The organism is Paraburkholderia caffeinilytica (assembly GCF_051027425.1).
In the GTDB taxonomy this organism is placed as follows: domain Bacteria; phylum Pseudomonadota; class Gammaproteobacteria; order Burkholderiales; family Burkholderiaceae; genus Paraburkholderia; species Paraburkholderia caffeinilytica_A.
In genome coordinates this window covers 4,341,386-4,354,313 of sequence record NZ_CP186552.1, presented here as the reverse complement: position 1 = coordinate 4,354,313, position 12,928 = coordinate 4,341,386, and the positions used below count along the sequence as shown (strand labels likewise).

Genomic DNA, 12,928 nt, shown 5'->3' with positions numbered 1-12,928 from the left:
CCTTGACCACCAACACCACCATCGGCAGCAGCGGCACAACCGTGTCGCAAACGCTGCTCGATACGATGAACGGCACGAGCAGTGCCTCGAGCGCGAGCAGTTCCACCAGCTCGACCGGCAGCACCTCGGGCACCTCGGCGACCGATCTGCAGAACACGTTCCTGCAGCTGCTCGTCGCGCAGTTGAAGAACCAGGATCCGACCAATCCGATGGACAGCTCGCAGATGACCTCGCAGCTGGCGCAGATCAACACGGTGTCGGGCATCAGCCAGTTGAACACGACGCTCACCTCGCTCGCCACGCAGATGTCGGCAGGCCAGCAGTCGCAGGCCGCGCTGCTGATCGGCTCGACCGTGCTCGCGCCAGGCAGCTCGGTGACGGTTGCGAGCGGCAAGGCCAGCTCGTTCGGCGTGCAGCTCGCCAACTCGGTGAGCGATCTGCAGGTGGTCGTGAAGAACTCGGCGGGCACGATCGTCAACACGATCGACCTCGGCAAGCAGTCGGCCGGCACGATTCCGGTGGGCTGGACGCCGACCGACACGGCCGGCAATACGCTGCCCGACGGCACCTACACGATCAGCGCGGTCGGCACGATCAACGGCCAGCAGGCTACCGCTACCACGCTCGCGGGCGCGACGGTGCAAAGCGTCGTCATGCAGAGCACCGGTACGCCGGGCCTCGTGCTGTCGAACGGCACGACCGTGGGGCTGACCAGCGTCGCCGCCATCCTCTGATTCAGATTCAGTCAGTTACGACTTTCCAGTTACGGAGACCGTCATGGGTTACCAACAAGGTTTGAGTGGTTTGTCAGCATCGTCGAGCGATCTCGACGTGATCGGCAACAACATCGCCAACGCGAATACGGTTGGCTTCAAGAGCGGCGCGGCGCAATTCGCCGACATGTACGCCAATTCAGTGGCGACCGCGGTGGGCAACCAGGTCGGCATCGGCACCAAGCTCGCTGAAGTGCAGCAGCAGTTCTCGCAAGGCACGATCACCAGCACCAACCAGGCGCTCGACGTCGCGATCAACGGCAACGGCTTCTTCCAGCTGTCGAACAACGGCTCGCTGGTGTACTCGCGCAACGGCGTGTTCCAGCTCGACAAGAACGGCAACATCACCAACGCGCAAGGCCTGCAACTGATGGGCTACGCCGCGAACGCCGCGGGCGTCATCAATACCGCGCAGACCGTGCCGCTCAGCGTGCCGACCGCGAACATCGCGCCGCAAGCAACCACCAAGATCGTCGCCGGCCTGAACCTGAATGCGCAGGACCCGCTGATGCTCGGCACGCCGACCGTGACGGCCGGCACCAACACCGGCACGCTCACGACGACCGGCGCGACCATCACGAACACTGCGTCGGGCACGAATAACGACAAATACACCGTCAACTTCACGAGCCCGACGACCTACACGGTCACCGACACCACGCTCGGCACGACGACCGCCTCCGCGACGTACACGGCCGGCACGGCGATCTCGCTCGGCAACGGTCAGACCATCACGTTCAGCGGCACGCCGGCCACCGGCGACAGCTATTCGATCGCGCCGACCGCCGTCGCGTTCGACCAGAACACCTCGTCGACGTACAACTACTCGACCAGCACGACGGTCTACGATTCGCTCGGCGGTTCGCAGACGGTCAACATGTACTTCGCCAAGACCTCGGCCGGCACGTGGGATGTGTATGCGGGCACCTCGACGGGCACCGCAAGCCTGGTCGGTCACGCCAACTTCAATTCGTCGGGCACGCTGCTCGGCACGACCAATGCGGACGGCACCGCCACCACCACGCCGTACGTGTTCAACTTCTCGATTCCGAACACCGACGGTTCGTCGACGCCGCAGAGCCTGACGCTGAACATTGCCGGCACGACGCAGTACGGCGGCAAGGACGGCGTGAACTCGCTGCAGCCCGACGGCTACGCAGCCGGCACGCTGACGAGCTTCTCGATCGGCGCCGACGGCACGCTGACCGGCAACTACTCGAACCAGCAAACCGCGGCGCTCGGCCAGATCGTGCTCGCGAACTTCTCGAACCAGAACGGTCTCGTGAACCTCGGCAACAACGAGTTCCAGCAGACCTCCCAATCGGGCGTCGCGCAGATTTCGGTGCCGGGCGCGACCAACCACGGCGTGCTGCAAGGCGGCGCGGTGGAAAACTCGAACGTCGACCTGACGAGCGAACTGGTGAATCTGATTACCGCGCAACGCAACTATCAGGCGAACGCGCAGACGATCAAGACGCAGCAGACCGTCGACCAGACCCTGATCAACCTGTAAGCGACCGGGACTTCCCATCATGGATCGGCTGATCTACACCGCGATGTCGGGCAGCACGCAAGCGCTCGAACAGCAGGCTATCGTTGCCAACAATCTGGCGAACGCGTCGACCACCGGCTTTCGCGCGCAGCTGGCGACGTTCCGCGCCGTGCCGATGTCGTTCGGCGACGGCAGTTCGATCAACGACGACACCACGCGCACCTTCGTGCTGTCGTCGACGCCGGGCGCCGACTATACGCCGGGGCCGATCCAGCAGACGGGCAACCCGCTCGACGTGGCGATTCAGGGGCCGGGCTGGCTGGCGGTGCAAACCGCCGACGGCAACGAGGCTTATACGCGTGCCGGCAATCTGCACGTCGACGAGAACGGTCAACTGGTGAATGCCACCAATCAGGTGGTGCTCGGCAACGGCGGTCCGGTATCGGTGCCGCCGGGTGCGGAAATCACGATCGGCAAGGACGGCACCGTGTCCGCGCTGACGCCGGGTGATCCGCCGACCGCGGTGGTAACGGTCGATCAGCTGAAGCTGGTGAATCCGGATCCGCAAACCATGACGCGTGGCGACGATGGCCTCTTTCGCACCGCCGACGGCAATGCCGCCGACGCCGATCCGACGGTCACGTTGGCGCCGGCATCGCTTGAAGGCAGCAATGTGAATCCGGTCAGCGCGATGGTCGCGATGATCACCAACGCGCGCCAGTTTCAGATGCAGACCAAGCTGCTGGAAAACGCGGACAAGAACGACCAGTCCGCCAACCAGCTGCTCAGCTTTAGCTAACGGGTTGCCCCGGTATAGCAACAATGTTGCATGGGATGCGAGTAAGCGCTGAAGCGCTAACTCACATCGACAGCTTTGCATGGGATGCGAGTAAGCGCTAAAGCGCTAACTCACATCGACACAGGAGAAGAATAGTGAATCGCTCGCTCTACATCGCCGCTACCGGCATGAATGCGCAACAGGCGCAGATGGACGTGATTTCGAACAACCTCGCGAACGTCAGCACCAATGGCTTCAAGGGCTCGCGCGCGGTGTTCGAGGATCTGCTGTATCAGACCGTCCGCCAGCCGGGCGCGAACTCGACGCAGAACACCGAACTGCCGTCCGGCATCCAGCTTGGCACCGGTGTGCAACAGGTCGCGACCGAACGTCTGTACACGCAGGGCAACCTGCAGCAGACCGGCAACTCGAAAGACGTCGCCATCAACGGCCAGGGCTTTTTCCAGGTGCAGATGCCCGACGGCACGACCGCTTACACGCGTGACGGTTCGTTCCAGACCAACGCGCAGGGCCAGCTCGTCACGTCGAGCGGCTATCAGGTGATTCCGGCGATCACGATCCCGAATAACGCGACCTCGCTGACCATCGGCAGTGACGGCGTGGTGTCGATCACCGTCGCCGGTTCGGCCAACAGCCAGCAGCTTGGCTCGATGCAGATCGCCACCTTCATCAACCCGGCCGGTCTGGATGCGAAGGGTGAAAATCTGTTCTCGGAAACGGCTTCGTCGGGCGCGCCGAACGTCGCGCAACCGGGCCTGAACGGCGCCGGCACGCTGAATCAGGGCTACGTGGAAGCATCGAACGTGAACGTGGTGCAGGAACTGGTCAACATGATCCAGACGCAGCGCGCTTACGAAATCAACAGCAAGGCCGTGACGACTTCCGACCAGATGCTGCAGACCCTCAGCCAGATGCAGGTTTAAGGCCAGGGACTGGAAATGAAAAGGGCCCCCATACCTGTCGCTTTGCTCCAGGCCCCCCGAGGGGGACAGGAAGACTTGGGGCGGCCCGGCGTTTTCTCGAAAGGCAGTAATCAAGATGTCGCACTTCACTCGTAATCCGGTTCATTCGCGCACGGCTCAGGCGCTTGTGCAGCTCACGCTGCTCGCGGCGCTGGGTGGCTGCGGCCTCGTGCCGAAGCAGCCGATCACCCAGCAGCCCATGACGGCCGTCCCGCCGATGCCGCCGCAAGCGCAATCGCCGGGCTCGATCTTCAACCCGGGATACGCGGGCCGGCCGTTGTTCGAAGATCAGCGGCCGCGCAATGTTGGCGACATCCTGACGATCGTGATTCAGGAAAACGTCAACGCGACGAAGTCGTCGGGCGCCAACGCGAATCGCTCGGGCAACACAGCCTTCAGCGTGCCGACCGCGGGCTTCCTCGGCGGCCTGTTCGGCAAGACCAACCTGAGCGCGAGCGGCAGCAACGCGTTCCAGGGCACCGGCGGCGCGAACGCGTCGAACACCTTCAACGGCACGATCACCGTGACGGTGACGGGCGTGCTGCCGAACGGCAACCTGATGGTGAGCGGCGAAAAGCAGATGCTGATCAACCAGGGCGATGAATTCGTGCGCTTCTCCGGCGTGGTGAACCCGAACACGATCTCCAACCTGAACGCCGTGTACTCGACCCAGGTGGCCGACGCGAAAATCGAATACTCCGCGAAGGGCTATCTCAACGAAGCCGAGAACATGGGCTGGTTGCAGCGGTTCTTCCTCAACGTGTCGCCGTGGTGATCATGCGTACCGTCACTTTCCGCTCCGGCCACCTCAGCCGCTTCACACGACTCGTTCGGCTCGGCCGTGCGGTGGTCCTGCTCGCACTCGCCTGCGCGGCCTTGCCGGTGGCGACGCCCGCGTACGCCGAGCGTCTGAAGGACCTCGTGCAGATCCAGGGCGTGCGCGACAACCCGCTGATCGGCTACGGCCTCGTCGTCGGTCTCGACGGCACGGGCGACCAGACCACGCAGACGCCGTTCACCACGCAGACGCTCGCCAACATGCTGGCGAACCTGGGCATCTCGATCAACAACCAGGCGGCGGGCTCGACCAACCAGCAGTCGTCGCTGTCGAACATCCAGTTGAAGAACGTCGCCGCCGTGATGGTGACGGCGGTGCTGCCGCCGTTCGCGCGTCCGGGCGAACAGATCGACATCACCGTGTCGTCGCTCGGTAACGCGAAGAGCCTGCGCGGCGGCACGCTGCTGCTCACGCCGCTGAAGGGCGCCGACGGCCAGGTGTACGCGCTCGGCCAGGGCAACCTGGCAGTGGGCGGCGCCGGCGCAAGTGCGAACGGCAGCAAGGTGCAGGTGAATACGCTGGCCGCGGGCCGCATCGCGGGCGGTGCGATCGTCGAACGTGCGGTGCCGACCTCGGTGTCGCAAGCGGGCACGATGCAGCTCGACCTGAACGATATGGACTACGACACCACGCAACGCGTGGTCTCAGCGGTGAACAACGCATTCGGCAGCGGCACGGCCATGGCGCTCGACGGCCGCACGATTCAACTGCGCGCGCCGTCCGATCCCGAGCAGCAGGTCGCCTTCATGGCGCAATTGCAGAACCTCGACGTCAAGCCGGCGCAAGCCGCCGCGAAGGTGATCCTGAACGCGCGTACCGGCTCGATCGTCATGAACCAGATGGTCACGCTGCAAAACTGCGCGGTGGCGCACGGCAATCTGTCGGTGGTGATCAATACGCAGCCGGTGGTAAGCCAGCCGGGTGCATTCTCGAACGGCCAGACGGTGGTGGCCAAGCAATCGCAGATTCAGATGAAGCAGGACAACGGCGCACTGAAACTGGTGACCGCCGGCGCTAACCTCGCCGAAGTGGTGAAAGCGCTCAACGCACTGGGTGCGACGCCCGCGGATCTGATGTCGATCCTGCAGGCCATGAAAGCGGCGGGCGCTTTGCGCGCCGACCTGGAAATCATCTAAGGAAGACGCCAGATGAATTCGGATACGACTAATTCCGCCAACGCGGCGAACGACCTGACCCAGCGCTTTGCGCTCGACGTGCAGGGTTTCGGCAAATTGAGTGCGCAGGCCAAGGCTTCGCCGCAAGCCGGCATGAAGATGGCCGCGCAGCAGTTCGACGCGGTGTTCACGCAGATGATGCTGAAGAGCATGCGCGATGCGACGCCACAGGATGGCCCGTTCGATTCGCACGACAGTGCCACCTTCACGTCGATGATGGATCAGCAGTTGTCGCAACAGCTGTCGCAGAAGGGCATCGGCGTGGCTGACGCGATGCTCAAGCAGATGATGCGCAATCAGGGCTTGCAGGTAGGCGGCGCGAATAGTGCAAGCGGCGGCCTGGCCGGGGCGCTGGGTGGCGGCAGTGGCGGCGACGAAGGCCAGACTGCGGCGCTGAATGCGCTCGCGAAGGCCTACGGCAACGCGCAGGCCAACGGCCAGTTGGCGATGGGCAAGGGCTACTCGGCCAACAGCGCGTTGACGCCACCGATCAAAGGCGACGGCACCTCGTCGAAAGTCGACGCTTTCGTCGACAAGCTCGCTGCGCCGGCGCAAGCCGCCAGCGCGGCAACCGGCATTCCGGCGCGCTTCATCATCGGCCAGGCCGCGCTCGAATCGGGCTGGGGCAAGAGCGAGATCAAAAAAGCCGACGGTTCGCCGAGTCACAACGTTTTCGGCATCAAGGCGACCAAGGACTGGACCGGCAAGACCGTCTCCACCGTCACGACCGAGTATGTGAACGGCAAGCCGCAGCGCACCGTCGAAAAATTCCGGGCGTACGACTCGTACCAGGACGCAATGACCGACTACGCAAGCATGCTCAAAGGCAACCCGCGTTATGCGCAGGTAATCAATTCCGCGCACGACGTGAATGGTTTTGCCAACGGTATGCAGCGCGCGGGTTATGCAACCGACCCGCATTACGCAAAAAAGCTGATGTCGATTATGCAGAAAATGGGCTGATCTGCCGTTAATGCGGATGTGCGGTCATAGTGGATGGTGCAATTGACCGGTTCATGCAGTCTGATTTTCTCGAATTAAGAAGCATGCACGCGACGGGGCCAGGTGCATAACAAGACGGACGAGGCCGGCCGCCTACGGGCAGCCGGTCCACCCGCATAACCAGTGCGCTTGCCGCCTGCATTCGATGAGCCCGGATTCCACTGGCGGTATATTGGCGTTTTAACGTTTGCGGCAAATATTTCATTACATGCCCCTAAATTTTGGCTGAATGATGCCGCTAATCAGTTAGACCCGATACCGGAAAGCGTTGTAATGTCCGGTTGAATGCGCGTGCTGCGGCTTCGATGAAGACCGCGCGAAAGCCCCGGCAGGAGCCTTGGCACGCGCCCGCAAGAACATGCATACCGGCAAGCCTATGGATACTACCCAGTCGCACGGCCAGACCGACGCACCCGGCCTTTCGCACGCCACGATAGACGAAAGCGCACCCGATTTCGGCCGTCGCAATCCGCTGGAGATCGGCGTTCAGTTACGCAACCTCGTCAATCGGGGCGATTTCCTCACCGTCGAATACGCGGGCGGCCAGCTTGTCACGCGCCTGCTCGATGTCGACGTACGCGCGCGCACCTTCACTTTCGATTGGGGCGCGCTTTCGGACCAGAACAAAGGCTTGTTAGCTGCATCGCGGTGCCAGTTCCACGCGTCGCCGGACGGTGTGCGCGCCGAGTTCACGACCGGCACACCGCGCGAAACCCGCTATGAAGGACTGCCGGCATTCGAGGCCGATTTTCCCGAAGTGCTGTTCTACGTGCAGCGCCGTGAGTATTTCCGCGTCGATGCGCCGATTCTCGATCCGTATATGTGCGTCGGCCGTTTGCCTGAAGGCGATACGTTCCGCTTTGAAGTGCACGATCTCTCGCTCGGCGGCGTCGGCATGCGCACCACGGATGAGCGCGTGGCTGAATTGCCGATGGGCACGCGGCTGCAGGATTGCGAACTGGCGCTTGGCGCGTTTGGCCGGCTTTCGCTCGATCTGCAACTGGTGTCGCATCGCTCCACCGCGTTGCCGAACGGCACGCAGCGCTACCAGCTCGGCTTCCGTTTTCTGACGCTGCCGGGCAGCGCCGAAAACACGCTGCAACGTCTGATTACGCAACTGGAAATGAAGCGCCGCTCGCTGGTGCGTTGATGAAAATGCCGTATGGCGGCGTCTGAGCAAGGCTCAACTGCCGCGCGATTTTCGAGTTATGGCGCATGAGGCGGAAAGCCCGGCAGGATAAGCCTCGCAAACGTTGAAACAAACGCCGGACAAGCATCGGAACGGCCCTCAATTTTTCCTCGTGAGAGCCGTTAAACAGGATGTTCAAGTAACGCGGTGGCATGTGGTCGGTGTCGCCCTTCAGGATGACGCATGTCGAGCAACCTCATCAATCTCGGACTCAGTGGGCTGAACGCAGCCCAGTGGGGACTCACGACGACCGGCCAGAACATCAGCAACGCGTCGACGCCGGGCTATACGATTGAAACGCCGGTCTATGCGGAAAGCGGTGGCCAGTACACAGGTTCGGGCTATTTGCCGCAGGGCGTTTCGACGGTCACCGTAACGCGCCAATACAGCCAGTATCTGACCACGGAGCTGAATAACGCGCAGAGCTCGAGCAGCTCGCTGTCGACCTACAACACCTTGATTTCGCAGCTGAACAATCTGATCGGCAGTCCGACTGCCGGCATTGCGAGCGCGATCACCAGCTATTTCACCGGTTTGCAGAATGTCTCGAACAACGCCTCCAGTCTGGCTACCCGCCAGACCGCGATGAGCGGCGCGCAGACGCTCGTGAACCAGATCAATGCCGCGGGTCAGCAATACGATGCCCTGCGCCAGAGCGTCAACACGCAGCTCACCAGCACCGTTTCGCAGATCAACAGCTACACGCAGCAGATCGCCCAGTTGAATGGACAGATCTCCGCAGCCAGCACGCAAGGTCAGCCGCCGAACCAGTTGATGGATCAGCGCGATCTCGCCGTGTCGAACCTGTCGCAACTGATCGGCGTGAACGTCGTGAACACCAACGGCAGCTATAGCGTGTTCATGGCCAACGGCCAGCCGCTCGTGTCGTCCACCAACAGCTACAACCTCGGCACGGCCGCTTCGACGGGCGACACGAGCGAACTGTCGGTGCAATATCTTGGCCAGGCCGGCGCGAACCCCGCTGCCGCGCCGCAAAATCTGCCCGACAGCAAAGTCACGGGCGGTACGCTCGGCGGCCTTCTCGCGTTCCGCAGCCAGACGCTCGATCCGGGTGAAGCGCAACTCGGCGCGATTGCGGTGAGCTTCGCTTCGCAGGTCAATGCGCAGAACGCCCTCGGCGTCACGCTCGCCGGCGCCCAGGGCGGCGCGCTGTTCTCGGTAGGCAGCCCGACCGTTTACGCGAATACGCAGAACACCGGCAATGCGTCGCTGAACGTCTCGTTCGCGAATCCCGCGCAGCCGACCAGCGGCGATTACACGCTGGCCTATAACGGCACCACCTATACGCTGACCGACAATTCGACCGGCAGCGTGGTGGGCTCGGCGACCAGTCTGAGCCAGCCGATCAACGGCCTGAATTTCTCGACCACCGGCACGATGAACGCCGGCGATTCGTTCACGGTAGAACCGACCCGCGGCGCGCTGAACAGCTTCAACACCGCGACCACGGACCCGTCGGCGCTCGCCGCCGCGGCGCCGGTGCTCGGCGCCGCGACGTCGAGCAATACCGGCACCGGCACGATCACGCAAGGCACGGTGACAGCCGGCTACACGATGCCGAATGCGACCACCACGCTGACCTACGACGGCACCGGCCTGTCCGGCTTCCCCGCGGGATCGACGGTGACAGTGGCGGGCACGCCCCCGACCACGTATCCGATCACCAACACGAGCACGGTGGTGCCGTATTCGTCGAGCACGGGTGCCGCGCTGACGATCAACAACACGACCGCCGGGCAGATGAACAACGTCTCGGTGACGATCAGCGGCGCACCGGCCGCCGGCGACACGTTCACCATCGGCCCGAACACCGGCGCGAGCAATGACGGCCGCAACGCGCTGGCACTGTCGAACCTGTCCACGGCGAAGGCTTTGGGTGGCGGCACGGTCACACTGACGGGCGCGTATGCGAACTACGTCAACCAGATCGGTAACCAGACCAACCAGATTCAGACTTCGAGCACGGCGCAGACCTCGCTGGTGACGCAGATCACCACCGCGCAGCAGTCGGTCTCAGGCGTGAACATTAACGAAGAAGCAGCCAACCTGCTTCAGTATCAGCAGCTCTATCAGGCGAACAGCAAGGTCATCCAGACCGCGCAGACCCTGTTCCAGACGATACTCGGCATCTTCCAGTGAGGCGTTGAACATGCGCATCTCAAGCATGCAGTACTTCAACATGAACGTGGCGACGATGAGCGATCAGCAAGCTCAGTTGTCGCAGTTGTATCAGGAGATCTCGAGCGGCGTAAGCCTCTCCACGCCGTCGGACAATCCGCTCGGCGCGGCGCAGGCGGTGCTGTTGAGCTCGACGGCGACGAGCCTGTCGCAGTACACGACCAACCAGACTTCCGCGCTGGCTTCGCTGCAACAGGAAGATTCGACGCTCGGCAGCGTCAATACGGTGCTGCAGAGCATTCACACGCTGGTGCTGAGCGCCGGCGACGGTTCGCTGAACGACGGCGACCGCGGTTCGATCGCGACGCAATTGCAGAGCTTGCGCAGCCAGTTGATGACGCTCGCCAACGCGACCGACCCGCAGGGCAACGCCTTGTTCGGCGGTTATCAAAGCACCGCGCAGCCGTACACGACCAACTCGGCCGGCGTCGTGACCTATTCGGGCGACACCGGCACGCCCGCCATGCAGATCACCGCATCGCACACCATCCAGACCGGCGACAACGGTCTCGCGATTTTCGGCAGCGTTGCGGCAATCGGTACCAGCTCGGTGCCGGCTGCGACGACCGGCAACACGGGCACGGGCGTGATCAGCACCGTGAGCCTGACGAACCCGACCAATCCGGCCAATGCGGACACGTACAAGATCGCTTTCTCGTCGGGGACCACCTACACGGTGAGCCAGACCGACCCGGCCACCGGGGCGGTGACCACGAGCGCACCGCAAACCTTCACTGCCGGCACGGCGATTACGCTCGGTGGCCAGACGGTGAACATCACCGGCGCGCCGAACGCGGGCGACAGCTTCACGGTGACGCCGGCCACGCAAGGCAGCACGGATGTGTTCGCCAATCTGAGCCAGTTGATCACCACGTTGCAAACGCCGGTTTCGGGCGGCGCGTCGACGGCCAGTTTCCAGAGCGCGCTGACCACCAGCATGACCCAGCTCGAAAACACGATGAACAACGTCGTGACCGCGCAGGCCGCAGTGGGTGGCCGCGAGCAGGAAGTCCAGGCGTTGCAGACCGTCACGCAGACCAACACCTTGCAGACGGCGAGCAATCTGGCGGATCTGACTCAAACCGACATGGCCAAGACGATCGGCCAGTACACGATGACGCAGAACGCGCTGCAAGCGGCGCAGCAGGCGTTTGTGAAGATCCAGAGCGTCTCGCTGTTCCAGTACCTGAACTAGGCAAGCGGGAAGTTCGAAAAGAGAAGGGCGGAAGCCGGTGTGAGCCGGTTCCGCCCTTCTTTGTTCCGGGTGGCCGATGCGTGGCTCAAAGTGCATGAGCGGCGCATGCGGCTCGCGTGACCATCGCGACCAATTCCGCAGCCAATCCCGCAAGCCTGGAGAGGCGCTACTTAAACCCGCCCGCCACACGCCCCATCTGATCGATGCCGACGTCGAACAGACGCATGAAGAACGGAATCATGTTCGGGATCATCAGTTGCAGGAGCAGCATGCCGATTAGCATCGTCAGCGGAAAGCCGATCTGGAACACGCCGATCTGCGGCGCGGCGCGGTTCAGGATGCCGAGCGCCAGGTTGGTGATCAGGAGCGCGACGACCACCGGCAGCGACAGCAGCAGGCCCGCCGAAAACACCGTGCTGCCGAAATTCGCCAGGGTGCGCCAGCCGGGTGCGCCGAGAATGTTCGCCGACACCGGCACCGACTGGAAGGTGGCCAGCAGCGCGCTGATCATCTGAAGATGGCCGTCGATCACCAGAAACACCAGCATCGCGATCGTGTTCATGTAGCTCGACAGCACCTGGCTCGAACTGCTTGCCTGCGCGTCGAAAAATGTCGCGAAGCCGAGGCCCATGCCCAGACCGACGAAATCGCCCGTGGCGCTGATCGCCTGAAACACGATCTGCATCGTCATGCCGAGCGCGATGCCGATGAGGAACTGGTTGACGATGATCCACACGCCTTCTGCGGAAAACACCGTGACCTGCGGCAGGGCGCCGAGCGTGGGCGCGACGATGATCGTGACGAAGGCCGCGAGGCCGATCTTCACCCGCGTCGGCAGCGAACGGTTGCCGAGCACCGGCGCGGTCGCCACCAGCGCGAGAATTCGCACGAACGGCCACAGGAACGCCGTGAGCCAGGCGTTCAGTTGGGCGTAGGTGACGGAAAACATGACGGTGGGAGAGGGGGCAAGCGCCGGGCGGGGGCCGGGGCCGCGCTCAGTTGACGAGCGAGGGGATGTTGGTGAGCGTCTGGCGCAGATAGTCCAGCATGGTCGTCAACATCCACGGACCGGCGATGACCATCGTGACGGCGATCGCGAGCAGCTTCGGGATGAACGACAGCGTGGTTTCGTTGATCTGCGTAGCGGCCTGGAACAGGCTCACCACCAGACCGACGACCAGCGCGACCAGCAGCAACGGCGCGGCAAGCAACAGGCCGACATACATGGCCTGGTGCGCGAGCGTCATGACGGATTCCTGATTCATGGCGTGGTACCGGAAGCGTGAGGGGTTGAGTGATGTAGC

At 63.1% G+C, this 12,928-nt stretch carries 12 protein-coding genes; 10 read left to right on the top strand and 2 right to left on the bottom strand.

Features of this window, described 5'->3' with window-relative positions; all coding sequences use genetic code 11:
• Positions 1-2 precede the first annotated feature (2 nt).
• The 10 genes from ACOSV0_RS19535 (at position 3) to flgL (ending at position 11,624) form a co-directional block, all read left to right on the top strand.
• Positions 3-734 carry a flagellar hook assembly protein FlgD gene (locus ACOSV0_RS19535; protein ID WP_434107751.1) on the top strand — a complete coding sequence of 244 codons (732 nt, stop codon included), beginning with the start codon at positions 3-5 and terminating at the stop codon, positions 732-734.
• A 43-nt stretch (positions 735-777) separates the two neighbouring features.
• On the top strand, positions 778-2,286 hold the full coding sequence (locus ACOSV0_RS19530) for a flagellar hook protein FlgE (protein ID WP_434107750.1): 1,509 nt from the start codon (positions 778-780) through the stop codon (positions 2,284-2,286).
• A gap of 19 nt (positions 2,287-2,305) precedes the next feature.
• Positions 2,306-3,064, top strand: a complete 759-nt coding sequence (gene flgF / locus ACOSV0_RS19525) for a flagellar basal-body rod protein FlgF (RefSeq protein ID WP_434107748.1) — start codon at positions 2,306-2,308, stop codon at positions 3,062-3,064.
• Between the two features lie 134 nt (positions 3,065-3,198).
• Entirely contained in the window at positions 3,199-3,987 is a 789-nt protein-coding gene (flgG, locus tag ACOSV0_RS19520; protein WP_434107747.1) for a flagellar basal-body rod protein FlgG, read from the top strand.
• Positions 3,988-4,102: 115 nt separating this feature from the next.
• Complete coding sequence (flgH, locus tag ACOSV0_RS19515) at positions 4,103-4,801, top strand: flagellar basal body L-ring protein FlgH (RefSeq protein ID WP_434107745.1); 699 nt, start codon at positions 4,103-4,105, stop codon at positions 4,799-4,801.
• A gap of 2 nt (positions 4,802-4,803) precedes the next feature.
• A complete protein-coding gene (locus ACOSV0_RS19510) occupies positions 4,804-6,000 on the top strand; it encodes a flagellar basal body P-ring protein FlgI (protein ID WP_434107744.1) in 1,197 nt (398 codons plus the stop codon).
• A 12-nt stretch (positions 6,001-6,012) separates the two neighbouring features.
• Positions 6,013-7,002, top strand: a complete 990-nt coding sequence (gene flgJ / locus ACOSV0_RS19505) for a flagellar assembly peptidoglycan hydrolase FlgJ (RefSeq protein WP_434107743.1) — start codon at positions 6,013-6,015, stop codon at positions 7,000-7,002.
• Positions 7,003-7,417: 415 nt separating this feature from the next.
• On the top strand, positions 7,418-8,191 hold the full coding sequence (locus ACOSV0_RS19500; protein WP_434107742.1) for a flagellar brake protein: 774 nt from the start codon (positions 7,418-7,420) through the stop codon (positions 8,189-8,191).
• A 222-nt stretch (positions 8,192-8,413) separates the two neighbouring features.
• On the top strand, positions 8,414-10,390 hold the full coding sequence (gene flgK / locus ACOSV0_RS19495) for a flagellar hook-associated protein FlgK (protein WP_434107741.1): 1,977 nt from the start codon (positions 8,414-8,416) through the stop codon (positions 10,388-10,390).
• A 10-nt stretch (positions 10,391-10,400) separates the two neighbouring features.
• A complete protein-coding gene (flgL, locus tag ACOSV0_RS19490; protein ID WP_434107739.1) occupies positions 10,401-11,624 on the top strand; it encodes a flagellar hook-associated protein FlgL in 1,224 nt (407 codons plus the stop codon).
• A gap of 166 nt (positions 11,625-11,790) precedes the next feature.
• On the opposite strand, the gene fliR is transcribed toward flgL, so the two are convergent.
• Both fliR and fliQ read right to left on the bottom strand, forming a co-directional pair.
• The gene (gene fliR, locus ACOSV0_RS19485; RefSeq protein ID WP_434107738.1) at positions 11,791-12,573 is read right to left on the bottom strand and encodes a flagellar biosynthetic protein FliR; all 783 of its coding nucleotides are present in this window, start codon (positions 12,571-12,573) and stop codon (positions 11,791-11,793) included.
• A 46-nt stretch (positions 12,574-12,619) separates the two neighbouring features.
• Entirely contained in the window at positions 12,620-12,889 is a 270-nt protein-coding gene (gene fliQ / locus ACOSV0_RS19480; RefSeq protein ID WP_093640874.1) for a flagellar biosynthesis protein FliQ, read from the bottom strand.
• Between the last annotated feature and the right edge of the window lie 39 nt (positions 12,890-12,928).